Here is a 24,568-nt window from a genome sequence, read left to right on the forward strand (position 1 = left end):
CACCCCGAGGAGGAGGCACTCCGTGATCGACTGCCATGTTCACCTGTGGGATCCGGCTGCGGGATTCCCCTGGATCAAGCCTGGTGGTGAGCACCATCACACCTTCGGTGAGGACGACTTGGCGCAGTCGGGCGCCGGGCTCGGCATAGCCGGCGCGGTGCTGGTCGAGGCGTCGCGCGGAGACGCGGGAGAGACCCACGCGCTGCGCGAACTGCGGCTGCGCCGCCCGGATCTGGTCGCCGGGTACGTGGCCAACCTGCACGTCCACGGCGGCGACGGGCCGGACCCGTTCCGCGCCCTCCTGCACCGGCTCGGCGGCTCGCGCCCCAACGGGATGCGGCTCGGTGGCGCTTCGTGGACGGACACCCCCGAGCCGGCCCGTGCGCTCGTCCCCGTACTGGCCGAAGAAGGCCTGGTGCTCCAGCTCAACCTGCACCGGGGGGCGTTGACGGCGGCTGCCGAGGTGGCCTCCCGGCACCCGGAGCTGACCGTTGTCGTCGACCATCTGGGCAACCCCCCGGACCTGCGCACGTCCGGGGCGGTGGAGTGGTACCGCGACATCGAGCGGGCCGCGGCAAGTGAGAACGTGGTGGTGAAGGTCTCCGGGCTGCTCACCCAGCAGCACGGGAATCCACCGCAGCGCATCGCCCATATGGTGCGGCACGTGGTGGACGCACTCGGCCCCGACCGCTGTCTCATCGGCTCCGACTGGCCGATCTGCCTGCCCCGCGGTTCCCGGGCCGACTCGCTCGCGATGTCCGGGCTCGGGCTGGCGCACCTGACGGCCGATCAGTGCGAGCGCGTACTGCACACGACCGCGGTCCGGGTGTACGGACTCGAATCCGGCCGTCCTGTGGTTGACCGCCCGGGTGGTTGACAGTGCTCGAACGCCCCTGATTCGATTCTCTCGATGATCGATAGGCGATGATCAGTGACCGACTCCGCCTCGCGGTGAGTCGGCCCCGACTTCCGCGGAGATACGCATGGCACATTTCGACTTTCCCCTGGACAAGCTGGAGAGCTATCGTCCGGCTCTCCCCGAGCCGGACGACTTCGACGCCTTCTGGCAGGAGACACTCGCGCAGCAGGAAGGCTTCGGTCTCGCGGCGACGTTCGAGCCCGTCTCCAACGGGCTCGCCACGATCGACACCTTCGACGTGACCTTCGCCGGCTACGGCGGCCACCCGGTGCGCGGCTGGTTCCATCTGCCGGTGACCCGTACCGGCCCGCTGCCGGTCGTCGTGGAGTACCTGGGCTACGGCAGCGGCCGGGGAGCGCCGCACGAGATACGGCTGTGGGCCGACGCGGGCTACGCGCACTTCGTCATGGACACCCGGGGTCAGGGGGCCGAGACCCCCGACCCCGACCCGGCGACCGGTGACATCGCGGCTCCCGGCTTTCTCACGCGGGGGGTGCTGGACCCGTACCGCTACTTCTACCGGCGCCTGTACACCGACGCGGTGCGTGCGGTCGCGGCGGTGCGTACGCATCCGGACGTGGATCCGGCTCGCGTCGTGGTCACCGGAACCAGCCAGGGCGGCGGCATCGCGCTCGCCGCCGCCGGGCTTGTCCCCGACCTCGTGGCCGTCATGCCGGACGTGCCGTTCCTGTGCAACTTCCCGCGCGCGACGACGTTCACCGACATGCCGCCGTACGACGAGGTCACCAGGTTCGTGAAGCGGCACCGCGAGCACGCGGCCACGGTGGCCCGCACCATGTCCTACTTCGACGGCGCCACCCTCGCCCGCAGGGCGAACGCGCCGACGCTGTTCTCGGTCGGTCTGATGGACCGCATCTGTCCGCCCTCCACGGTGTACGCGGCGTTCAATCACTACGGCGCCCAGCGGAATGTCGAACAGTCCGACAAGCAGATCCAGGTGTATCCCTTCAACGACCACGAGGGCGGCGGGCCCACCCATGAGGTAGTCAAATTGGAGTGGCTGGCCGGTCAGCTGGAAACCTCGGTGTGACTCCATCGAGGGAAGACGGGCGCGTATTATGTCGCAACTGACGTGCCCCAGTGCAGGATTGGGAATTCATGGCATCGAATGCTTCCGGTGGATTCGTCTCCACGCTGGCCACCAACAAGGACCGGTTCCGCAAGACCCTGATTTCGGACCAGGTGTACGACCTGCTCCGCCAGGCCGTTGTCGAAGGTGATCTCGCGCCGAACGACCGCGTGGTCGAATCGGAGATCGCGCGGCGGCTCGGCGTGAGCCAGGCCCCGGTGCGCGAGGCAGTCAAGAGGCTCGCCCGTGAGGGCCTGTTGACGCATGTGCCGCGACGGGGGCACTTCGTCGTCGAGGTCTCCTCGCGGGACGCGGAATACGCCCGTCAGGTGCGTGAGCCGCTGGAGAGCCTTGCCGCTCAGCTCGCCGCGGAGCGCATCACGGAGGAGCAGCTCGCCGAACTCGACGCGCAGGTCGAGCGGATGCACGAGGCCGTCGCCACGAATGACGTGAGCAACTTCCGTGACGCCGACATCGAGTTCCACAGCCTGGTGAGCCAGTTCGCGGGAAATCCCTTCCTCACCCGTATGTGGGAGGTCATCGAGCCGAGTCTGCGTACGCTGCGGGCCATCTCCGACCCCCTTTTCGACGGAGACCGGCGGGCCATGGCCGATGAACACGGGCGGCTGGCGCTCCTGCTGAGGTCCAGGGAGCCCGACAAGGCGGCTCGGGCGTTCGCCGACCATGCCGCCGGTCGCGGGCCCGTTCCGGATGCGCGGGAGGCGAAACAGCCGCGCAAGAAGGCCGCTGCGGCGAAGCGGACCACGTCGAGGAAGTCCGCGCCCACGTCGGATTGAACCAACGGACAAGGGGCCCCGATCCGGAGAATCCGGATCGGGGCCCCTTGTCCGTGCCGTGCCGCGCGGGTTACCGCCGGGCGCCCGCGGTCCAGACAGGTGCTCCGTACTGGTACGCACCCAGGCTCGGGGCCGGGTCCGTGGACCCGTCGTTGATCCCGGGAATCGCGATTCCCTGATTACGGGCCGGTGAGCCGTCGGTGAGCCGGAAGTCGTGGTTCGCCGCGTCGGCGAACAACGGATCGGTCTCCGGGGGAAGGTTGTTGGAGAGGACGAGTCCGCCGTCCGTGGCGCCGGCCAGGCCCCGGATGGTGCCGAGGTTGTTGTAGATCTTGGTGCCGGTCGACTGCCCCGGTTCCTTCACGTAGAACAGAGTCATCCCGCCGGTGTTGTTGTACACACCGTTGTTGTGCGAGCCGGTACCCAGACCGTTGAGCATCACCGTGCCCTCGCGGTTGCCCCAGCCCACGTTGTTCGCGATCACGAGGTCGCTCTGGCCGTTGTCGGCGTAGACCCCCGAGATGCCGAACGTGGTGGAGGTGGTGGCCGGTGCCGGGTCGTGCAGCACGTTGTGATCGATGGACGTGCCCATCATCCAGGCGCTGCAGCAGGTGTAGATCGCGGCGACGTCGAGGCTCATCCGGGCGTACCCGGAGATGTCGTTGTAGGCGATCAGGTCCTTGCCCGGGGTGAGGCCCTCCACCTCGTTCCACTGGAGATTGATGCCGCTGCGGCCGACCCGGGAGATCGTGTTGTGAGTGACCGTCTGGCTGTTGCCCTGCACCGCGATGCCGGCGGCGTAGGTGCCCATGTAGTCGACGTCGTGGATCACGTTGTCCGTGGCGGTGTTGTTCTGCCCGCGCAGCGCGACGCCGTTCCCGGCGCTCAGCGAGAGATCGCTGTTCACGATCTTGTTATGGGTGCCGTCGAGGATGATGCCGCTGTCGCCCACGCCCCGCGTCACGGTGCTGCCGCAGTCCGTCGCGCCCCGGGTGATGTCCGTGTAGTGCGAGAGGTACTGGCCGCGGATGCCGTCCAGTGTGACACCCGTGCTGGTGGGGCCCGTGGCGATCGTGGTGGCGAACACACCGATGCCGTCGACCGTCGTGTGAGAGGTCTTCGTCAGGTCGAAGCCGAGGGTGCGCCGCTTGGCCTCGATGGTGTGGGTGTCCGGGTCCTCGGTGCCGTACATGTACAGGCGCTTCGCGGACGCGTCGTAGAACCACTCGCCCGGGTGCGCGAGTTCACCGATCTTTCCGGAGAGCGCGTACCGGGTCTCCTTGGGAACGACCTTGTGGACACATGGCGGCGCCACGTCCAGCGTCACCGAACCGACGGCGGAGCTCTTGACCGTGGTGGTGGCCGAGACGTACCAGTATCCGGTGAGCGCGCGCGCACCGTCCCAGTACCCCGCCGGGCGTGTCAGAGCCGGGTCGGCGACCGTGGCGTCCGCGCTGCCCGCACCGGCGTACTGGAGCGTGGGATCGAGCAGGTCGAGGCCGGGGTAGGGCCACTGGGCCTCGACCCCCATCTTCTTGTCGGTGAACACCTGCACCGTGGTCACGTCCGGGCCGAGGTCGACGGACGTGCTGTATATGTGCCCGTCCGCCACCGCTCCGCTGAACGCCGAGTCCGCGGCGAACGGGTCGGTGGCGGCGATCCGGGTGACATCGGCGGGGGTGACCGGATCGAAGCCGCCGATCCTCGACGCACCGCTCACCGTCACCTTCGCACCCGGTGCGGCCCGGTAGGTGATGGGCAGCTGGGCGGTACCGGAACGGGCCGGCACCACGGTCTCCTCGTATGTGCCGGACAGGACCAGGCAGGTGTCGCCCGGCACCATGACATCCGCGCACTTCTGGATGTGCCGGAACGGCGACGTGGCGGTTTTGCCGCCGGCCACGTCCCGGCCGGTGGGCGACACGTAATAGACCGTGCCCGCCTGGGGTTTGACGGGGTGGGCGGCGGCAGGGTGGCTGACCGCCACCATGGTCAGCGATGCGAGCAGGGCGGCTGCGGACCACGGCCCCTTGCGGGACCGTGTTCTCCGGCTTCTCAGCACTCCGTGGTCCTTTCTCTACTCTCGGCTCTTTGTCGGAATCGGACAGGGAAGGGCGAACCCTGTCACCCCTTCACGGCGCCCACGGTGAGACCGCTGATGATGTGGCGCTGCATGTAGATGAAGAAGATGACGACGGGCGCGATGGCGAGCAGAAGGTTGGGGAACACCTTCGTCAGATCGGTCGAGTACTGGCTGATGCCGGCGTAGACCGCTGTCGTGACCGTGTAATGCCCGGAGGACGGGCTGAGCAGGATCTGCGGGGAGATGAAGTCGTTCCAGATTCCGATCGAGTTGAGGATCAGCACGGTGACCACAGCAGGGCGCATCAGCGGGAAGATGATGGACCAGAACGTCCGGTAGCGGCCCGCACCGTCGATCGTCGCCGCGTGGTCGATGTCCACCGGAATGGTGCGGATGAAGCCGACGAACAGGAAGATGCTCACCGGAAGCGTGGAGGCCACATCGTGCGCGACCAGACCGGTCACGGTGTTGGCCAGGCCGATTTCGCGCAGCACGTAGATCACCGGGATGATCACGGCGGCGCCCGGGATGAACGTGCCGGCCAGGAAGTACAGCAGGACCAGTTGCGTACGACGCTTGAGGCTGCGCGCGATCGCGTACGCGGCGGGCCCGGCGAGCAGGATGCACAGCACGTCCACGAGCACGACGAGCAGCAGCGTGAAGCCGTAGCCGTCGATGACGTTGAACTGCGGGCTGCTGATCGCGGCTGACATGTGCTTGAAGGTCAGCCCGTTCAGCGGGATCGAGAAGGGGTTGTCGAGAATGTCCTGCTGCGACTTGAAGGCGTTCACCACGAGCAGGTAGATCGGCACGATCATGACGACGAAGAGGACACCGAGCATGGCCCACCCCATGGGCGACCGGCGCTCCTTGCGTTCCGTGTCACTCGTGTCCTCGCGCTTGGGCGGCGCGGCCTTCGGCCTCTCGCGGACCTCTGCTTCCAGTACGACCACCAACGGCTCCTGACTAACTTGTCGCTGCTTGGTCCTGGCGGTTGCGCAGCGCCGTCACCGCAAGGGCGAGCACTGCGGAAACCACCATCAGGAACACCGCCTGCGCGGTCGCGTAACCGACCTTGGTGCCCTCGAAGGACCGGGCGAGAATGAGATAGGTGAAGGTCTGCGTCGACCCGGCCGGACCGCCGCCGGTGAGGCTGATCACGATGTCGTAGGCCCGGATGAGCCCCACCAGGTTCAGCACCGTCGCCACGGTCACCACGGGAGCGATCATGGGGATCACGATCCGCAGATTGATCTGCCGCTTGGACGCACCGTCGATCGCCGCCGCTTCGAGCAGCTCGGCCGGTACGGTCTGCAGGGCGGCGACGAACAGGACGACGTTGAAGCCGAATCCCGCCCACACGATCACGCCGATCAGGGTGATCAGCGCGAACTGTTCGTCGAAGAGGAACCCGACCGGCTCGATCCCGAACTTGGCGAGCGTGTTGTTGATGGCGCCGTTGGTGCCCAGGATCGCCGCCCACAGGTACCCGAGGATCAGGGCGCTGATGACGTGCGGGAAATAGGCGACGGCCCGGAAGAAGGAGTTCGTGCGGGAACGGCCCTTGAGCGCGAGCGCGTACACGAGCCCCAGGCCCACCATGAGAACGGTGCCGAACGCCGCGATCAGCGCGGTGACGTACCAGGCGTCCGACGAACTCGGGTCGTCGAAGAGGTGCTTGTAGTTGTCGAGCCCGGTGAAAGTGGCCGTGGAGAAGCCGTCCCAGTCGGTCAGGCTGAGATAGACCGCGACTCCCACGGGCACGACGGTCATCACGGTGTAGAGGAGGACTGCCGGACCCATCATCCCCAGGGATACGGCCGAGTCCCGCAGCCGTGCCCGGCGCCGCGCCCGGTCGTTCAGTCCTGTGTTCAGCTCTGCGAGTTCCACCACTTGTCCAATCCATCGGCCGCGTCCGCGGGGGACGAGCCCGTGTACAGGGACTGGATGTGCTTGTTGAGCTCGCCGCTGAAGCCCGGAATCGGCTTGCTCTCGCCGGCCTGCACGTAGATCGACGGCGCCTTGTCCAGGATCTGCTGTACAGAGGTACCGAGACTGGACATCGGGTACGTGAAGCCCTCACGCAGGTTGCCGTCGGAGGCGAGCTGGCTCTTGATGGCCTCCGGGTCGGTGGTCGCCCACTTCACGAACTCGATCGCCTCGGCCTTGTGATGTGACTTGTCGACCACCACGTACGGGTTCGAGATGTTGCCGAACTGGCCGGACGGGTATGTGCCGTCGGTCGGCATCGTGAACACGCCGAGGTCGTCGCTCTTCTTGGCGGCGTCCGCGGCGGGAACGAAGTACGAGCCCATGATGTACATCGCGGACTTGCCGTTCAGGAACGCCGTCTGGCCGTCCGCGTAGGTGAGTCCGAGCGCGCTCTTCTCCACGAATCCCTTGTCGATCCAGCTCTTGTAGCGCTCCAGGTAGGGCAGGTAGCCGCTCTTCGCGAAGGAGGCGTCCCCCTTGTTGCGCTTCGCCGTCCACTGGGGGTCGGCGGTGAGCACACCCGCGTCGGCCATCATCGAGAACTGGGAGCCCGTGACCCACTGGCCGGACGTCTGGAGCGGCTTGTAGCCCGCCTTCTTCAAGTCACCCATGGCAGAGGTGAACTGATCCATCGTCCGTATCTCGGAGGCGTCGAGCCCCGCCTTCTCGAAGGCGGCCTTGTTGTAGAAGACGAGTGACTGGATCTGCTCACCCACACCGACCACAAGGCGCTTGCCATCGATGGTGTACTGGTCGGCCAGCGGCGTCTTGGCGGCCCAGGGCTGGTCGGACAGGTCGGCGAAGAGCGAAGCGGTGTCGGGGCCCGGGATGATCAGCTGGGCGACATCCGGCGGGTCGCCCGCGGCCATGTCCTGCTTGAGCTTGGCGTCGGCCGAGATCGTTCCGGTCAGTTCGAGCTTGACCGTCACACCGGGGTGAGCCTTCTCGTACTTGGCGAAGAGATTGTTCCAGTACTTCTCCGTCAGGTTCGGCGTGATGTTCACGATGACGCGGAGGGTCGTGCCCTCCGAGGCCTGGTCGGTCCCGCCTCCGCAGGCGACGGCCGACGCCATCACCAGGGGAGCCACGGCGAGTCCGCAGGTGCGGCGCCACATTGCTTTCATCGGACACGCTCCGTTGCGTAGTCGTGAATAATCGATAGATGGTACTCAGCCGCAGAACTCCTGGTGGAGCGGCGGCGCGAGGGGGTGCGGGCGGTCGGGGGTGTGGCTCGCCCGGGGGATGCTGTGATGCGACGGAGGCGGGGCGGGGCCTTCACCTCCATCACGCCTATCGTCTATCGATTGTTGATGCTAAAGCCGGCTCCTTGCTTCTTCAAGAGTGCTGCCGCAACCTCTGGGATCTGTTTTCGCCGAGCGGCCGGCCGGGCCGTCCGATCCCGGTGGACATCGCCGCCGTACCAGGGCGAAGTCCGGCGCGAGCGACCCGATTTCGGACATGACCCGGCCGCCGGTCTCACTGCGGTCCGTCCAGCTCCAGCTCGATCACCGGGAGCAGTACGTCGGGCCGGGCGATCGGCAGGGTCAGCGTCAGCGTCCCTGCCGGCTGGCTGGGCGGTGCGAGGTTGTTGTGCTCGTGCCGCGCGCCGTCCGTCTCGTGGTAACGGATCTCCGAACCGTCGTGCAGGAGCTGGGCATAGCGCACGCGTCCGGCAAGTCCCGGCAGATGAAGGTGTTTGAGCGGCCAGACCGGCAGGTGCAGATAGAGGCGGTTGCCGGACTGTGTGTACAGGGTGTGCGAGGGCGGCTCGAACGCGCTCGGCCCCGCGCCGTGCACGGACCGGGCATGCAGCTCTGTCCACTCGCCGATGGCCCCGAGCGTGGAGCGGGCCTGCGGATCCAGGGCACCCCGGCCGGTCGGGCCGACGTTCAGAATGAGGTTGCCGCCGCAGGCGACCGACTGCACCAGCATGCGGACCAGCAGAGCGGGGTCCTTGTAGTCATGGTTGTCGCGGTCGTACCCCCATGAGCCGTTGAGTGTGTGACAGGCTTCCCAGGTCACCCGCTTGCCGCCGCGTTCCAGCGGCCGGTCGGGCTGATACTGCTCGGGCGTGACGTAGTCGCCGGGGATGCCGAGCCTGTCGTTGACGAGGATGTCCGGCTGGAGCTCCTTCACCGTGGCCAGCAGGTGCTCAGCCCCCCATTCCTCGGGGCCCTTCTCCGGATAGGTGAAGTCGAAGAAGAGGGTGTCGATCGGGCCGTATCCGGTGAGGAGTTCGCGTATCTGCCCCTCCATGTACGCGCGGTAGCGCTCCATGTCACGCGGCTCGCGCTCGGCCGGGGTGCCGCGCAGCGGGTGGTGTTCGTCGACGGTGAAGTCGGGGTGGTGCCAGTCCAGCAGTGAGTAGTACAGGCCGACGCGCAGGCCCTCGGCACGCATCGCGTCCACGAACTCACGGACCAGATCGCGGCCTGTGGTACGTACCGAGTTGTAGTCGGTGAGCGCCGAGTCGAACAGGCAGAACCCGTCATGGTGCTTGGCGGTCAGCACCGCGTACCGCATGCCGGACTCGCGTGCGGTACGTGCGAGTTGACGGGCGTCGAAGAGGTCGGGATCGAAACGGGTCAGGTAACGGTCGTACTCCTCCTGGGACATGGACTCCCGGCTGCGGACCCACTCGTGCCGCGCTGCCAGGCTGTACAGGCCGAAATGGACAAAGAGTCCGAAGCGTGCCGCCTCGAACCAGCCCGTGGTGCCGGTGGAATCGGCGGAATCTGTGGAAGCACCGCTCATGATGGCTCCTGACGCATTGACAGCACTAATCGATTGGCTGTTATCTACCATCGATAGGCGATGATGTCACTGGCGTTGCGTGCGACGAGCGCGCGGAAAGGCACGTGCATGCACTCGATCGGGGACCAGGAAGCTGCGTCGGCGGGGGAGACCCGCGTCAAGCCGGCGGGGGACATCCGCATCAGCGGGACGGAGGGGAGCCAGGTCTACGAATCGATGCGGGCGCCGGTCCACACCTCGTCCTATGTGCGGCCCACCTCGCAGATGGTGGACGCTCTCAAGGACGTGAGCGCGGCGACGGCCTGCGCGAAACTGCATCAGATGGGCATCACCCGGACGTTCATCGACGGGCCGGTGCCGCTGCACCGCGAGCCGGACGTCAAGGTCACCGGCGGCGCCGTCACACTGCAGTTCCTGCCGCAGCGGGAAGACGTCTTCAATGGCGCGGAGCAGGAGGACATCGAGCGCAAGACCCCGCTGTGGGGCGTCCTCGAATCCATCCAGCCCGGGGATGTGCTGGTCGTCTCGGCCTACGGCAGTCACTTCACCGGCTGCCTCGGCGACATGCTCGTGCGCTACTTCAAGCTGCGCGGTGGCGCCGGAATCGTGGTGGACGGACGGGTGCGGGACGCGGCCCGGGTACGTGCGCTCGGCGTGCCCATCTGGTGCACCGGAGTCACCCCGCACTACGCCTCGCAGACCGAACTGTTCCCGTCCGCCTTCAACGTTCCCGTCGGTGTCGGCGGCTCGCTCGTGACGCCGGGAGACCTGATCGTCGCCGACGAGGACGGCGCCGTCGTCGTGCCTCAGCGGAACGCGATCCCGCTGGCCGAGGACTCCCTGCTCCACCAGGACCGTGAGGCGTTCGCCCGCCGCCGTCTCGACGAGGGCGGCCGGCTTTCCGACTACTACCCGCTCACCGGCGAGGGCATGACCGAGTACCTGGCGAGCCGGTCCGCCACCTGATCCGCGGGGCGCCGGGGCGGGAGACCCCCGCGGCTTCCCCGGCAGGTGTCCGGGCACCTCGCGGGGGGTGTACGACCTCCGCGCCCTCCCCGGCGGTGCCGGTGCGCCCCGGGGCCCGCGAGCCGGTGGCGCTGCGGTCTGCCGGGCAGCTGCCGGCGTGCCTGCCTCTCCGCGTCCGGTGCGGTCGATCAGGGCCGTGGGGCAGCGGGGGGCGGGGCCTCCCCGGGCAGGCGGGCGCGGAGGGTGCCGGCGAAGTCCTCGGCCCGGGAGAGCTGGATGCGGAGCCGCGTGACCTGTTCCGCGGCGGCCCGTTCGTACTCGCGTACGCGCTCCAGCAGGCCATCGCGTTCGCCGGAGTCCAGGCCGTCGCCGGCGTCGAGGCGGTCCGTGGCGTCGAGCAGGTCGCGCATCTGGTCGAGAGTGAAACCCAGCGGCTTCATCCGGCGGATGACCATGAGCCGCTGGATGTCGCTCTCGGTGTAGAGCCGGAAGCCGCCCTGCGAACGGGCGGAAGGAACGACGAGCCCCGTCTCCTCGTAATGGCGGATGGTGCGCAGGGACAGCTCGGTCCGCGCCGAGACCTCGCCGATCTGCATGTGCTTGTCGTCCACGCCCGTGCTCCTGGCCCTTCTCCTCGTGGCAGGCCCCGTCCGCGCGGCCGCCACCCGCCTCTACTCTAACGTCAGGGTAGAGTTGTCGACGGGAGAAACGGTTCGTCCGTTTCGTCCTGCCGTTCCGGGGCCGATGGCGGCCCCGACGAGGATCCGATTCCTGCAGGAGTGAGCGTGCGCGAGCCCGGAGTGCCGACTGCCGCCGCCTGCCCGCCCTGAGTCCCGGCTCCCGGATGTGAGCCGCGCGGCCGTGCGCCCGCGCTCCGTCCCTCCCTTCGACTTCCGGCCCGTCGGGGCCGGGTGCGGGGTGCCGGCCCGGCTCCTTCGCTCCTTCTACCGCACGCCCCGGCCTGCCGGGCGGGGGCTGCCCGAGCACGACAGGTACTTACCTCCTTGTCTTCTTCCGTCATGACGCCCGCCGCGGTCCTGCGCGGCCTGAAGCCCGACTGGCTGTCCGACCCGAAGGTCTGGCGTACCGAGGTGCTGGCCGGTCTGGTCGTCGGGCTCGCGCTGATCCCCGAGGCCATCTCGTTCTCGGTCATCGCGGGCGTCGACCCGGCGATCGGCCTGTTCGCCTCGTTCACCATGGCTGTGGTCATCTCGGTCGTCGGTGTCCGCCGGGCCATGATCTCCGCCGCCACCGGGGCCGTCGCACTCGTGATCGCGCCGCTCAACCGGGAACATGGCCTGGGCTACCTGATCGCCGCCGTCATCCTGGCCGGGATCTTCCAGGTCGCGCTCGGCGCGCTGGGGGTCGCGAAGCTCATGCGGTTCGTACCCCGTTCGGTGATGGTCGGTTTCGTCAACGCCCTGGCGATCCTGATCTTCATGGCGCAGGTGCCCGAGATGCACGACGTGCCCTGGGCCGTGTACCCGCTGATCATCGGCGGCCTGGCACTGATGGTGTTCTTCCCGAAGGTCACCCGGGTGATCCCGGCGCCGTTGGTCTCCATCGTCATCCTCACCGTCATCACGATCGCGGCGGGGATCGCCGTGCCGACCGTGGGGGACAAGGGCGCCCTGCCGTCCTCGCTGCCGGTGCCAGGGCTGCCGGACGTCCCGTTCACCATGGACACCCTGACGACGATCGCCCCCTACGCGCTCGCGATGGCGCTGGTCGGGCTGATGGAGTCGCTGATGACCGCGAAACTGGTCGACGAGATCACCGACACCCACTCCTCCAAGACACGCGAGTCCATCGGCCAGGGCATCGCCAACATCGTCACCGGATTCTTCGGCGGCATGGGCGGCTGCGCGATGATCGGCCAGACGATGATCAATGTGAAGGTCTCCGGAGCCCGCACCCGGCTGTCCACCTTTCTCGCCGGCTCCTTCCTGATGGTGCTGTGCATCGTCTTCGGCCCGGTGGTGTCCGACATTCCCATGGCCGCCCTGGTGGCCGTCATGGTCATGGTGTCGTTCGCGACCTTCGACTGGCACTCCATCGCCCCGAAGACCCTCCGGCGGATGCCCCCGGGTGAGATCGCCGTCATGGTCATCACCGTGGCCGTGGTCGTCGCCACCCACAACCTCGCCATCGGTGTCGTCGTCGGCTCGGTCACCGCGATGGTCATCTTCGCCAAGCGCGTCGCCCGCCTCGCGGACGTCACCGCCGTCACGGACCCCGACGGCACCAGCGTGGTGTACTCCGTGAACGGAGAGCTGTTCTTCGCCTCGTCCAACGATCTCGTCGGCCGGTTCGACTACGCCGGCGACCCCCAGAGGATCGTCATCGACCTGTCCGCGGCCCACATCTGGGACGCCTCCTCCGTGGCCGCCCTGGACGCCGTCGAGACCAAGTACGCCCAGCGCGGCAAGACCGTCGAGATCATCGGCTTCAACAGTCCGAGCGCCGATCTGCACGGGAAGCTCAGCGGGGAACTCACCAGCCACTGACTCCCCGCCGCGACCGGACGGACCCCTCCGTCACGCCCCGTCCGGGCCCGAGACGGTGAACAGCGCGCCGGCGGGGTCACGGATGACGAAGGCGTCCTTCGAGCAGCCGAGCGGGGGAGGAGCCGGTGAGGAGTCGCCGCCCGCCGCATCGGCTGCCGCCGCGGCCGCCCGGCTGTCCGCCACATGGAAGTCCACCACCCACCGCGGCCGCATCCTCGGGTCCGGGGTGGATTCGACGCCCCCGCCCCGCACGGTGGCCACGGTGTGCCCGGCCACCTGCACCCTGACGTGGTCCTGTGCGTAGGCCACCGTGCAGCCGCCGTCCGGCCTCGCCCAGTCGAAGATCTCGGCGTAGAAGATGGCCGCCTCGAAGGCATGACGCGTCCTGAGGTCCAGATGCGCGGGCGCGCTGCCCCGGCCCACGGTCCAGGCCAGGGCCGGCCCCTCCCAGAAGCCGAAGACGGCGCCGTCGCGGTCCGCCGCCAGGGCGGCACGCCCGTCACCCAGCCGCGCGGGCCCCACGGCGAGCGTGGCACCCCGCTCCCGGACACGGTCGGCCGTCTCGTCGGCATCGGCCACCGCGAAGTACGGCGTCCAGCGGGCGTCGAGCCCGTGGCCGTGGCAGTACCCCATCCCCGCCACCGGCTCGCCGTGAGCCGTCGCGACCGAGAAGTCGCGTCCGAGGGAGCTGTCGCGGAATCCCCACCCCATCACCCGTGCGTAGAACGACCGGGCCGCACGCGGATCGGGCGTCACCAGGCTCACCCAGCAGGGCGCGCCGGTCACCGGCGTCGTCATTCCGAGGGCCGGCATCGAGAACTCCTTCGGGGCGGTGCTCGGGGGGTGGGGCAAGCCGACATCGGCATAGCGGCCTGGCCGCCTGCTCTCCCTCTCAACTGTGCGCCCGGACGGAACTCCGTCGCACCCCGGCCGCTCCCCGCGCACCGCATATTCCTCATGCCGCGGAGCTTCGCACCGCGGGGACCGGGGCCTTTGCGTCAGAAGGCGCCGGCCTGCGGGGCGGCGTCGGTAGGGAAGCGCAGGTCAAGTACGTACCGGTCGCACCGTGTGCCGTCCCCCGAGCGGGCCCGTCCGACGGGAGCGAATCCCGCCCGCCGCGCGACCGCGGCGGACCGTATGTTGTCCGGTTCCACCTGGATCACCGCCTCCTACCCGCCCTCACGCGCCGCGCACCGGCTCACCAGGAGGACCGCGCGGGTGGCCAGGCCGCGTCCCCTCCAGGACGGGTAGAGGCCGTACGCGACGTTCACCTGACCGGGAGCCGTGTCCTCTCCCGTGAACCTCAGGTCGACCGTCCCCGCGAGTGTTCCGTCCGCGCCCGCCCGGATGCCGAAGGCCCGCAACGGCCCGGCGCTCTCCCACTGCTCCCGGCAGTGCCGGACATACGCTTCGACGCCTTCGCGCGTCCCGGGACCGCCGTTGAGCCGGCGGACGAGCAGCTCGTCCTCGCCCGCGAGGTGCGCCTCCGCGTCGTCCGGGCACAGCGGGGACAGAGTGACGGTTCCGTCGGACAGTTCGACTTCACGCATGCGGCGATTGTCGCCGCGGGCGTCGCGCCGTTCCACCGGATTACGCGGGACACCGCACAGCGCAGACGTGATCCCGGGCAGCCGGGCACCGACAGGAAGTGGCTCCCCGCCTCCGGCGTCGGCCGGAGGCGTCTCCGCCCCTCCGGGATGTCTCCGTACCTCCGGCACCGGCTGCCCCGGCCCGTACGAAACGACCGGCCGCGGTGCCCGCGGAAGATCCGGCTACCGTGGGGCGGCATGACACACACCGACATGGAGATCACCGCGGAGCTGGTACGTGACCTGTTGCGCGACCAGCACCCCGATCTTGCCGACCGCCCCGTGCGGCTCGGTGCGCGGGGGTGGGACAACCAGCTCTGGCGGCTCGGCGACGACCTGGCGGTCCGGCTGCCCTGGGCGACGCGGACGGCGGATGTCATGCTGCGCGACGAGCACACCTGGCTGCCGGTCCTCGCCCCGGTCCTGCCGCTGCGGATTCCCGTCCCGCAGCGCCTCGGTGAGCCATCCGAGCGGTTTCCGAGGCCCTGGATCGTCACCACCTGGGTGCCGGGCGACCCGGCCGACCGGATCCCCGCCACCAGGACGACGGACGCGGCCGATGCCCTGGCCGGCTTTCTGAGCGCCCTTCACCTCCCGGCCCCCGAGGCGGCGCCGGCCGGCCGTTTCGGCCGGGGCGGGCCGCTGTCCGCCCGCTTCGAGGACCTCCTCAGGACGATCGCAACGGCCGCCGAGCAGAAGCTGATCCCCGAACCGGACGCCGTGCGCGCGGTCTTGGAGGATGCCGTCGCCGCACCCGAGTGGACGGGCCCGGCGCTCTGGCTCCACGGCGACCTGCACCCGGCCAACGTCCTCACCGCCGAGGGCACCATCTCGGGCGTGATCGACTTCGGCGATCTCTGTTCGGGGGATCCGGCCTGCGACCTGGCCGCTCCCTGGGTGCTTCTGCCGGACGGCGGAGTCGACAGGTTCCATGACACCTATCAGCCGGCCGTCGACGCGGCGACCCTGCGCCGCGCGCGTGGCTGGGCCGTGGCGCAGGCCCTCGCCGGCATCTTCGTCGGGGACGCCGGCGTCCACGGCCGCCCAGGCGGCAAGGCCACCTGGGGCCCGCCCGCCCGGGCCGCACTGCGACGCCTGGTCGCCACAGCCCGCTGAGGAGCCAAGGGGCCTGCGTGTGCGCCGCGTTGACGGGCACGGTGGACGGGCTCGCCGGAAGCGGGGCCGTCCGCCGTGCCCGCCGGGGTACCCGGTGCGTCAGGGACGGCTGGTCAGGTATCCGCCCATGGAGGTGAAGTACTCCGCCGCGGGCATCTCCTGCCCGTCCTCGGTTCGCACGCGCGTCACGGCCAGGCCGTGGTTGCGCCCCGTGCGGGCGTCCGCACCGGCGACGATCACCACGCCCTCGCCCTCGCGGTAGAAGATACGGCCCGGCGTTCCGCCGTAACGGCCCTGGGACACCACTGCGGTGACGATCTCCAGCCGCTTGCCCTTGTGGAAGGCGAAGGCGCTGGGGTACGGCGCGGACTGGGCGCGCACCAGGCGTTCGAGGTCCTGCGCCGGCCAGGTCCAGTCGATGCGGATGTCCTCGGCGGAGCGCTTGTGGAAGAAGCTTGCCAGGGAGCGGTCCTGCTTGGTGAACTCCGTCTGCCCGGCGGCGATGAGGGCGAGCGCGCCGGTGGTGACCGGGGCGATGAGGTCGACGGTCTTGTGGAAGAGATCGGTCGCGGTGTCCGCCGGACCGACCGGAACCGCTTCCTGGCGGACGATGTCGCCCGCGTCGAGCTCGTCGTTCATCATGTGCGCGGTGACGCCCACTTCGCGCTCGCCGTTGATCAGGGCCCAGATCAGCGGCGAGAAGCCGGCGTACTTCGGCAGCAGTGAGTCGTGGATGTTCAGCGTGCCGTGGCGCGGCAGCGCGAAGATGCGCGGAGGGATCCAGGTCCGCCAGTTGTTGGCCACGATGATGTCCGGGTCGGCCTCCTTGAGGCGGTCGAACAGCTCCTGGTCATCGGGGCGGTTGCGGATCAGTACCGGAACGCCGTGCTTCTCGGCGAGGTCGGCGACGGAGTCGCTCCAGATCTTCTCGTACGCGTGGTCGCTCCGGGGGTGCGTCACGACCAGCGCCACGTCGTGCTCGGAGTCCAGGAGGGCCTGCAAGGTGCGGTGCCCCCAGGTCTGGTAACCGAACATGACGACCCGCATAGGGGTTCCTCCTCAGGCTGGGAATGGAGCGAGAGCCAGTAAAGCAAGGCTTACCTTATCTCGCAATGGGCGCATGACGCCTTCCAGTTGGCGGTCGTCGTGCGCCCCTGTGTGGCGCCGGCCTATCGACAGCATCACAGGATTAGCTTAGGCTCACCTAAGTTCCACCGGGTCGCTCCGTCGGCGTGCCCGTCTCTCGCGCTTTCTCCACACCTGACAGGCGGCTTCCCCGCACGATGGGAGTGACATGTCACAGGTTCGTCCTGGCGACGCACCACCGGTCCACGACCTCATTGGCATCGGCTTCGGGCCGTCCAATGTGGCCATGGCGATCGCAATCAGTGAGCACAACGCACGCAGTGGCGCCCAGGAGGCGGTCAGTGCTCATTTCTTCGAGCAACAGCCGCGCTTCGGCTGGCACCGCGGCATGCTCATCGATGACGCAACGATGCAAGTCTCCTTCCTCAAGGACCTGGTGACGCTCCGGAACCCGTCCAGCGAGTACAGCTTCCTCTGCTATCTGCAGAGCAAGGGGCGGCTGATCGACTTCATCAACCACAAGAACCTCTTCCCGCTGCGCGTGGAGTTCCACGACTACTTCGAATGGGCGGCCGCGCAGGTCGACGGCATGGTCTCCTACGACCACGAGGTCGTCGGTGTCACACCCGTCATTGACGACGGAGCCGTGGAGTTCGTGGACGTGACGGTCCGGTCGGGGGAGGGGCTCACGGTTCACCGCGCCCGCAACCTCGTCATCGGCACCGGCCTGCGGCCCCTCGTGCCGGAGGGTGTGGAGCGCGGCGACCGTGTCTGGCACAACTCCGAACTGCTGGCCAAGGTAGGCACGTTGGAGGGAACTTTGCCCTCGCGGTTCGTGGTCGTGGGCGCCGGGCAGAGCGCCGCGGAGAACGTCGCCTATCTGCACCGCCGCTTCCCCGGGGCCGAGATCTGCGCGGTGTTCTCCCGCTACGGCTACAGCCCCGCCGACGACAGCAGCTTCGCCAACAAGATCTTCGACCCCGGGGCGGTCGACGAGTACTTCGCCGCCCCCGAGGGCGTCAAGCGCAAGCTGATGGACTACCACGGAAACACCAACTACTCCGTGGTGGACATCGATCTCATCGACGACCTGTACCGCCAGATGTACCAGGAGAAGGTCCTCGGCACGGAGCGGCTGCGCTTCCTCAACGTGTCCCGCCTCGAAGAGGTGAAGGAGACACCGGACCACGCCCGCGCCACCGTGCGCTCCCTCGTCACGGGGGAGGAGACCGTCCTGGACGCCGACGTCGTGGTGCTCGCCACCGGCTACAGCCCCGCCGACCCGCTCGGCCTGCTGGGTGACGTCGCGGAGCGGTGTCTGCGGGACGAGGAGGGCCGTGTACGCGTCGAGCGGGACTACCGCATCGCGACGGACCCCGCCCTGCGCTGCGGCATCTACCTCCAGGGGGGGACGGAGCACACGCACGGCATCACATCGGCCCTGCTGTCCAACACCGCGATCAGGGTCGGCGAGATCCTGGACTCGCTGCTCGGCCGGGGTGCCGAACCCGCCGTCGGCGAGGCGCAGCCGGTAGCGGGCGGCTCCCCGCGCTGAAGCGGTCACCACGGCATGGACCACCGTGCCGTCCGAGCGGACCAAAGGGATAACGTACGCCGACATGAGCACGACTGCAGTTGAGCGCTCCGCTCCCCGGGGCACAATGACGGCTCGCCGAAGGCGGGTTGTGGGGCTGGCCGCGCTCCTGGCGATCCTGGTGATCACGGGAGCACTGTCGCTGGCCGTGGGTACGCGGGCGCTGAGTCCGGCAGAGGTGTGGCACGGGCTCTTCGCGGCACCGGAATCCGATCAGCGGCTCACCGGGATCCGGCTCATCGTGCAGACCGTGCGGGTGCCCCGGACGGTGCTGGCCGTCGTGGCCGGCATCGCTCTGGGGGTCGGCGGTTCCCTGATCCAGGGGTACACGCGCAACCCGATCGCGGACACCGGGCTGCTGGGGGTGAACGCGGGAGCCTCGTTCGCCGTGGTGTCGGCCATCGCCGTGTTCGGGTTCACCGATCCCTTCCAGTACGTCTGGTTCGCCTTCCTGGGCGCGGCGGCGGCCGGTGTCGTCGTGTTCGGACTGGCGAGCATCGGCAGGGGCGCCGGCAATCCGCTGACGCTCGCCCTGGCAGGTCAGGGGATCACCGTGTTCCTCGCGGCCATGACGACCGCTGTCGCGCTGTCGGACCAGAAGTCGCTGAACGCGCTGCGGTTCTGGAACGCCGGATCCGTCGCCGGCGTCGGCTTCGAAGTCATCTGGCCGGTGACCGCGTTCGTCGCGGTCGGGCTGGTCCTGGCGCTCATCATGCTGCCCTCGCTCAACCTGCTGAACCTCGGTGACGACGTGGCGCGAGGGCTGGGTGTGAACATCGCGCTGAGCCGGACCGTCGGCATTCTCGCCATCACCCTGCTGGCGGGCGCGGCCACCGCGGCCTGCGGGCCCATCGCGTTTCTCGGGCTCATGGTCGCTCATCTGGCCCGCTACGTGACCGGGCCGGACTACCGATGGCTGGTGCCGTACGCGGGTCTCCTCGGAGCCGTGGTCCTTCTGGTCTGCGACATCGTGGGCCGACTGGTGGTGAGGCCGGGCGAGTTGGACGCGGGTGTCGTCGTCTCCCTCCTCGGCGCCCCGTTCTTCGCGGTTCTGGTGTGGCGTGGAAAGTTCAGGAGCGCGTGAACGTGACAGAGACGAAGCCCTCGCTGGCGCCGGGCGTGCGGTTCGGCCAGGTGTCGTTCGTATGGCGGCCCTGGATCGTGCTGGTGACGCTGGTGCTGGCGGCTGCGGCCTTTCTGGTGTTCTGCCTCTCCGTCGGTGTCGGGGACTTCCCGATCGGTCTGTCCCGGGTGATCGCCACGATCTTCGGCAGGGGCGAGCAGGTCGACGAGTTCGTGATCATGGATCTGCGCATGCCGCGCGCTCTGGCCGGCCTCGTGGTAGGGATCGCGCTCGGGGTGTCCGGGGCGATCACCCAGTCCGTCGCGCGCAACCCCCTTGCCAGTCCGGACATCCTCGGGATCACCGGGGGTGCGAGTGTGGTCGCGGTGCTCCTGGTGACGGTGTCGGGCGGGGCCAGCGCGGCGGTCGTCGGCGCTGTGGGCCTGTCCGGGGCGGCGCTCGCCGGCGGTCTCGGTACGGGACTGCTGGTGTACTTTTTGGCCTGGCGGCGCGGGATCGACGGCTTCCGGCTCATTCTCATCGGTATTTCGGTGAGCGCCATGGCGGAGGCGGTCTCGACCTGGCTGCTGGTCTCGGCCGACATCAGGGATGTGGCGCGGGCCCAGGCCTGGCTGGTCGGCTCACTGGACAACCGCTCGTGGGACGAGGTCCGGGTGGCGTTCTGGTGCTCGCTCGTCCTGCTGGCCGTTGTGGCCTGCGTGGCCTTCCAGTTCAAGCCGATGCACCTCGGTGACGACGTCGCTGCCGGGCTCGGCGTCCGGTACACGAGGGTCCGGGCCGTCCTGCTGCTCTGTGCGGTGCTGCTGGCCGCGGTGGCGGTGAGCGCGGCGGGCCCGGTCCCGTTCGTGGCGCTGGTGGCGCCGCAGGTGGCGATGCGTCTGGCCAGGTGCCCGACGCCGCCGATGGTGGCCTCCGGACTCGTCGGCGCACTGCTGCTGACCGGATCCGATCTGGTGGCGCGCTCGGCGCTGCCGATCGGCCTCCCGGTAGGCGTGGTCACCGCCGCGATCGGCGGTCCGTTCCTGGTGTACCTGCTGGTGCGGGCGAACCTCAGATAGATGACAGACGAGTTGCACTACCCGGACAGAGGGGGGCCCGTGGCCGTTCACCACACCATCACCGAGGCCGAGCCGGCGAGCAGGGACGCCGCACGGCTGGCGGCCAGAGGCGTCACGGTCGGCTACGGGGGCCGGACCGTCATCGACGGTCTGGACGTCGAGATCCCGCCAGGCGTGATCACCACGATCATCGGTCCCAACGGCTGTGGGAAATCGACCCTGTTGCGCACCCTGACCCGTCTGCTCAAGCCGGCCGGCGGGGCGGTCGTGCTGGACGGGGAGGACATTGCCGCGCTCAGGACCAGGGACGTGGCCAAGAAGCTCGGCCTGCTTCCGCAGGCCCCCGTCGCCCCGGAGGGGCTGACCGTGGCCGACCTGGTCGCCAGAGGGCGCCATCCGCACCAGAGCTGGCTGAGGCAGTGGTCGTCGGACGACGCCGGCGTCGTGGCGAAGGCACTGGCCATGACCGGGGTGTCCGAACTGGCCGACCGCCCCGTCGACTCGCTGTCCGGCGGACAGCGCCAGCGCGTCTGGATATCGATGACTCTGGCCCAGGGCACCGACCTGCTGCTGCTGGACGAACCGACCACCTACCTCGACCTGGCGCACGCGGTCGATGTGCTCGACCTGGTGGACGACCTGCACGAGTCGGGATGCACCGTGGTCATGGTGCTGCACGACCTCAATCTGGCCACGCGGTACAGCGACAACCTCGTCGTGATGCGGGACGGAGCGATCCTGGCGCAGGGGCACCCCCGTGACGTCATCACCGCCGAGCTGCTGCACGAGGCTTTCGGGCTGCGCGCCATGGTGATCGACGATCCGGTCGGCGACCGGCCGCTCATCGTTCCGATCGGCCGTACCCACGTTCATCTCAACTAGGTTTCGGACAGGGCGAATAGCGTGGTTAGGCTAGGCTGCCCTCATTCGATCGCGGTAAGGTTTGGCTGCCCTTATGTCGGGGCTCAGTGGACAGTACGAAAGCAAGGGATTCCGGATGCTCACCCATAGAACGATGCTCACGAAGTCCTGGCGGCGGCTTGCGGCGACGGTGTCCGCCGCGACCCTCGGCATCGGTCTCCTGGCGGGATGCGGTTCCGACTCGACGGACGACACGGACAAGGCGAGCGACAAGGCTCCGGCAGCATCCTCCGGCGCGTTCCCGGTCACCGTGGAGCACGCGTTCGGATCCACGAAGATCACCAAGGCGCCCCAGCGGGTCGTCTCGGTCGGCTACACGGACGACCAGACCATCCTGGCGTTCGGGATCAAGCCGGTCGGCATGGTCGACCAGTATCCGAACCCGGCGGGCAAGAGCCCCGACATCAACACCCAGTGGCCCTGGGTGAAGGACAAGTGGGGTGACGCCCGCCCCGAGGTCATCATGAAGAACGGTGACGCGGGCCCCAACTACGAGAAGATCGCCGCCCTTCGGCCCGACCTGATCATCGCGGTCTACTCCGAGGTCGACCAGGCCGCGTACGACAAGCTCTCGAAGATCGCCCCGACGGTGGGCCGTACCAAGGCCGAGAAGGAGCCCTTCAGCGCGCCGTGGCAGGACAACGCGATCCACATCGCGAAGGCGCTCGGCAAGGAGGCCGAAGGCACCAAGATGGTGGAGGGTGTTCAGGCGCAGCTCGACGCGGCCGCTAAGGCCCACCCGGAGTTCGCGAAGCAGACCGGTGTGGCGCTGTCCTGGTACGAGAAGTCCGTGGCGCCGTTCACCACCACCGACGTACGCGGACGGCTGGTGACGGGCATCGGCTTCAAGGGTGCGACGGAGATCGACAAGATCGCGGGCGGCAAGTTCTACACGACGCTCTCCCCGGAGCGCATGGACCTCGTCGACGTCGACCGTGTCTTCGTCATCAACGACAAGGCGGACCAGGAGGCGCTGAAGAAGTCCGAGCTCTTCAGCAACCTGTCCGTGGTCAAGGAGGGCAGGGTGTCGTACCTGCTCGACAGCGAGGGACCGGCAGTCGGCGCGGCCATCTCCCAGGGCACCCTGCTGTCGATGCCGTACGCGATCGACGAGCTCGTCAAGTCGGTCGACCAGTGACGTCGGCCGGAACCCTCGGCCGGCCCGTCCCGGCCCGCGTGTGAACGCCACCGGCACCCGTTCCGCCCCGGCGACCCTGCGCACGGCGACCGGGGGTGAGGCCACCCGGTGGATCACTGCACACTGCCGTGAGGTGCCGTGGCTGGCCACCGCCACCGTGCTCACCACGGTGGCCGGGGCGGCGCTCCAGGTGCTTCCGGTACTCCTGCTCGGTCAGGTGGTCGACGGGGTGGTCGCGGGTGAACCACGTTCGCTCCTCGTCAGGATCGGGGCGCTGATGGTGGCCGCCGCGCTGCTCGGAGCGGCGGCCACCGCCGGATCGACGTATCTGATCGGACGGCTGGGCGCGGACCTGCTCGCCCGGCTGCGGGAAAGCGCCGTCCGCGCGGTGCTGGGGATGCCGAGTGCGCGGATCGAGCAGGTCGGCCGCGGGGACGTGCTGTCCCGGGTGGGCGACGATGTGGCCGTGCTGTCCCGGGGCATCCGGTCGGCCATTCCGACCGTGTTCACGGCCGGCGTGCTGGTCGCCATCGCCACGGCCGGCATGTTCGGTCTCGACTGGCGGCTCGGTCTGGCCGGCGCCGGTGCGCTGCCCGCGTACGCGCTGGCGCTGCGGTGGTATCTTCCCCGGTCCGCGCCGCTGTACCGGAAGCAAAGGGCGGCTCAGGCCGACCGGGCGCAGGCGCTGATCAGTGGCCTGAACGGGATCGAAACGGTCCGGGCGTACCGCCTGGAGGGGGCGTTCCGCGAAAAGGTCACGAACGAGTCCTGGCGGGTGCGTGAGCTCGGCATCGAGGTGTTCCGGTTCTTCGGCCGCTTCGTCGGCCGGGAGAACCGCGCCGAGTTCATCGGGCTGGTCCTGATTCTCCTGGTCGGATACGCCCTGCTGGAAGGGGGCGCGGCCACCCTCGGTGAGGTGGCGGCCGCCCCGCTGATGTTCCACCGGCTCTTCACCCCGCTCGGTGCCATCATGTTCACCTTCGACGAGGCGCAGAAGTCCGGCGCCAGCCTGACCCGGCTGGTCGGGGTGCTCGGGGAGGACGCGGAGGACCGCCTCGTGGGCGATGCCGCCGTGCCGCCCGCGGACTCCGCGCCGTACCAAGTGACGGTGGAGGGGCTGACGTTCAGCTATCCCGACACCGAGGATCCGGTCCTGAGGGATGTCGACCTGACGATTCCGGCCGGCGGTTCGCTCGCGCTGGTGGGGGCGACGGGTGCGGGCAAGTCGACGCTCGCCGCACTGATCGCGGGCATCGGGACACCGCAGGCCGGCTCGGTGCGCATCGGGCCGAACGACCTCGCCGGTCTGGACGAGGCGGGGGCGCGGGCCCTGGTGAGCATTCTGACGCAGGAGACACATGTCTTCTCGGGTCCGCTCGCCGACGACCTGCGGCTGGCCGCACCGGAGGCGACCGACGGCGAACTGATGGACGCGCTGCGGACCGTCGGTGCGGGCGGGTGGGCGGAGGCCCTGCCGGACGGGCTGCGCACGCTGGTCGGCGAGGGCGGTGAGCGCCTGGACGTCACCAAGGTCGCCCAGATCGCCCTGGCCCGGCTGGTGCTGTCCCGGTCTCCGGTGGTGGTCCTGGACGAGTCGACGGCAGAGGCCGGAAGCGAGGGCGCGGCCGAGTTGGAGCGCGGCGTGCTTGCCGCGTGCGCGGGCCGGACCACGCTGTTCGTGGCGCACCGGCTGACCCAGGCGATGGCTGCCGACCGGATCGCCGTGCTGGATGCGGGACGGGTCGTGGAACAGGGCACACACGAGGAGTTGGTGGCTCTGGGGGGCCGGTACGCGCGACTGTGGCTGGCCTGGCGAGAAGGTAGTTAGGTAAGCCTTACTTAGGCTAGGCTAAGTCGCATACCTCGGATGGGAA

Annotated in this window: 21 protein-coding genes; 12 read left to right on the forward strand and 9 right to left on the reverse strand. The window is 69.0% G+C overall.

The window, feature by feature from the left end; genetic code table 11:
• Window positions 1-22 precede the first annotated feature (22 nt).
• The 3 genes from ACZ4LX_RS08710 (at window position 23) to ACZ4LX_RS08720 (ending at window position 2,806) form a co-directional block, all read left to right on the forward strand.
• Window positions 23-877, forward strand: a complete 855-nt coding sequence (locus ACZ4LX_RS08710; protein WP_467642426.1) for an amidohydrolase family protein — start codon at window positions 23-25, stop codon at window positions 875-877.
• A gap of 106 nt (window positions 878-983) precedes the next feature.
• Window positions 984-1,970 carry an acetylxylan esterase gene (locus ACZ4LX_RS08715; protein WP_467642428.1) on the forward strand — a complete coding sequence of 329 codons (987 nt, stop codon included), beginning with the start codon at window positions 984-986 and terminating at the stop codon, window positions 1,968-1,970.
• A 68-nt stretch (window positions 1,971-2,038) separates the two neighbouring features.
• Complete coding sequence (locus ACZ4LX_RS08720) at window positions 2,039-2,806, forward strand: GntR family transcriptional regulator (protein WP_467642430.1); 768 nt, start codon at window positions 2,039-2,041, stop codon at window positions 2,804-2,806.
• Window positions 2,807-2,876: 70 nt separating this feature from the next.
• Here ACZ4LX_RS08720 and ACZ4LX_RS08725 read toward each other — a convergent pair whose 3' ends face one another.
• From ACZ4LX_RS08725 to ACZ4LX_RS08745, 5 genes are all read right to left on the reverse strand, one after another.
• Window positions 2,877-4,868, reverse strand: a complete 1,992-nt coding sequence (locus ACZ4LX_RS08725; protein WP_467642432.1) for a right-handed parallel beta-helix repeat-containing protein — start codon at window positions 4,866-4,868, stop codon at window positions 2,877-2,879.
• Between the two features lie 62 nt (window positions 4,869-4,930).
• Window positions 4,931-5,842 (reverse strand): carbohydrate ABC transporter permease, encoded by a 912-nt coding sequence (locus ACZ4LX_RS08730; RefSeq protein WP_467642434.1) that lies wholly within the window; start codon window positions 5,840-5,842, stop codon window positions 4,931-4,933.
• A gap of 13 nt (window positions 5,843-5,855) precedes the next feature.
• Window positions 5,856-6,782, reverse strand: a complete 927-nt coding sequence (locus ACZ4LX_RS08735) for a carbohydrate ABC transporter permease (protein ID WP_467642436.1) — start codon at window positions 6,780-6,782, stop codon at window positions 5,856-5,858.
• Window positions 6,761-8,005 carry an ABC transporter substrate-binding protein gene (locus ACZ4LX_RS08740; protein ID WP_467642438.1) on the reverse strand — a complete coding sequence of 415 codons (1,245 nt, stop codon included), beginning with the start codon at window positions 8,003-8,005 and terminating at the stop codon, window positions 6,761-6,763. The genes ACZ4LX_RS08735 and ACZ4LX_RS08740 overlap by 22 nt, the downstream gene beginning before the upstream one ends.
• 352 nt (window positions 8,006-8,357) lie before the next feature.
• Window positions 8,358-9,635: an alpha-L-fucosidase gene (locus ACZ4LX_RS08745; RefSeq protein ID WP_467642440.1), complete on the reverse strand. Its 1,278-nt coding sequence runs from the start codon at window positions 9,633-9,635 to the stop codon at window positions 8,358-8,360.
• A gap of 108 nt (window positions 9,636-9,743) precedes the next feature.
• On the opposite strand from ACZ4LX_RS08745, the gene ACZ4LX_RS08750 reads away from it, so the two are divergent.
• Window positions 9,744-10,601: an RraA family protein gene (locus ACZ4LX_RS08750; RefSeq protein ID WP_467642442.1), complete on the forward strand. Its 858-nt coding sequence runs from the start codon at window positions 9,744-9,746 to the stop codon at window positions 10,599-10,601.
• Between the two features lie 188 nt (window positions 10,602-10,789).
• Here ACZ4LX_RS08750 and ACZ4LX_RS08755 read toward each other — a convergent pair whose 3' ends face one another.
• Window positions 10,790-11,212, reverse strand: a complete 423-nt coding sequence (locus ACZ4LX_RS08755) for a MerR family transcriptional regulator (RefSeq protein ID WP_467642444.1) — start codon at window positions 11,210-11,212, stop codon at window positions 10,790-10,792.
• Between the two features lie 408 nt (window positions 11,213-11,620).
• Between ACZ4LX_RS08755 and ACZ4LX_RS08760 the strand changes: the two genes are divergently transcribed.
• Window positions 11,621-13,108 carry a SulP family inorganic anion transporter gene (locus ACZ4LX_RS08760; RefSeq protein ID WP_467642446.1) on the forward strand — a complete coding sequence of 496 codons (1,488 nt, stop codon included), beginning with the start codon at window positions 11,621-11,623 and terminating at the stop codon, window positions 13,106-13,108.
• 30 nt (window positions 13,109-13,138) lie between these two features.
• Here the strand turns inward: ACZ4LX_RS08760 and ACZ4LX_RS08765 are convergent, their stop codons facing one another.
• Together ACZ4LX_RS08765 and ACZ4LX_RS08770 are read right to left on the reverse strand one after the other, a co-directional pair.
• Entirely contained in the window at window positions 13,139-13,921 is a 783-nt protein-coding gene (locus ACZ4LX_RS08765) for a VOC family protein (protein WP_467642448.1), read from the reverse strand.
• Between the two features lie 356 nt (window positions 13,922-14,277).
• The gene (locus ACZ4LX_RS08770; RefSeq protein WP_467642450.1) at window positions 14,278-14,658 is read right to left on the reverse strand and encodes a GNAT family N-acetyltransferase; all 381 of its coding nucleotides are present in this window, start codon (window positions 14,656-14,658) and stop codon (window positions 14,278-14,280) included.
• 237 nt (window positions 14,659-14,895) lie between these two features.
• Here ACZ4LX_RS08770 and ACZ4LX_RS08775 point away from each other — a divergent pair, with 237 nt between their 5' ends.
• Window positions 14,896-15,813 carry an aminoglycoside phosphotransferase family protein gene (locus tag ACZ4LX_RS08775; RefSeq protein WP_467642452.1) on the forward strand — a complete coding sequence of 306 codons (918 nt, stop codon included), beginning with the start codon at window positions 14,896-14,898 and terminating at the stop codon, window positions 15,811-15,813.
• A 99-nt stretch (window positions 15,814-15,912) separates the two neighbouring features.
• Here the strand turns inward: ACZ4LX_RS08775 and ACZ4LX_RS08780 are convergent, their stop codons facing one another.
• Complete coding sequence (locus tag ACZ4LX_RS08780; RefSeq protein WP_467642454.1) at window positions 15,913-16,860, reverse strand: methionyl-tRNA formyltransferase; 948 nt, start codon at window positions 16,858-16,860, stop codon at window positions 15,913-15,915.
• A 247-nt stretch (window positions 16,861-17,107) separates the two neighbouring features.
• Here ACZ4LX_RS08780 and ACZ4LX_RS08785 point away from each other — a divergent pair, with 247 nt between their 5' ends.
• The 6 genes from ACZ4LX_RS08785 (at window position 17,108) to ACZ4LX_RS08810 (ending at window position 24,522) form a co-directional block, all read left to right on the forward strand.
• On the forward strand, window positions 17,108-18,454 hold the full coding sequence (locus ACZ4LX_RS08785; RefSeq protein WP_467642456.1) for a lysine N(6)-hydroxylase/L-ornithine N(5)-oxygenase family protein: 1,347 nt from the start codon (window positions 17,108-17,110) through the stop codon (window positions 18,452-18,454).
• 64 nt (window positions 18,455-18,518) lie between these two features.
• A complete protein-coding gene (locus ACZ4LX_RS08790; RefSeq protein WP_467642458.1) occupies window positions 18,519-19,577 on the forward strand; it encodes a FecCD family ABC transporter permease in 1,059 nt (352 codons plus the stop codon).
• Window positions 19,574-20,635, forward strand: coding sequence for a FecCD family ABC transporter permease (locus tag ACZ4LX_RS08795; protein ID WP_467642460.1), 1,062 nt, complete (start codon window positions 19,574-19,576; stop codon window positions 20,633-20,635). The genes ACZ4LX_RS08790 and ACZ4LX_RS08795 overlap by 4 nt, the downstream gene beginning before the upstream one ends.
• Before the next feature lie 39 nt (window positions 20,636-20,674).
• Entirely contained in the window at window positions 20,675-21,517 is an 843-nt protein-coding gene (locus ACZ4LX_RS08800; RefSeq protein ID WP_467642595.1) for an ABC transporter ATP-binding protein, read from the forward strand.
• 115 nt (window positions 21,518-21,632) lie between these two features.
• Window positions 21,633-22,694, forward strand: a complete 1,062-nt coding sequence (locus tag ACZ4LX_RS08805; RefSeq protein ID WP_467642462.1) for an iron-siderophore ABC transporter substrate-binding protein — start codon at window positions 21,633-21,635, stop codon at window positions 22,692-22,694.
• Window positions 22,695-22,734: 40 nt separating this feature from the next.
• Window positions 22,735-24,522: an ABC transporter ATP-binding protein gene (locus ACZ4LX_RS08810; RefSeq protein ID WP_467642464.1), complete on the forward strand. Its 1,788-nt coding sequence runs from the start codon at window positions 22,735-22,737 to the stop codon at window positions 24,520-24,522.
• The last annotated feature ends 46 nt before the right edge of the window (window positions 24,523-24,568 follow it).

The organism is Streptomyces sp. NPDC026062 (assembly GCF_055568375.1).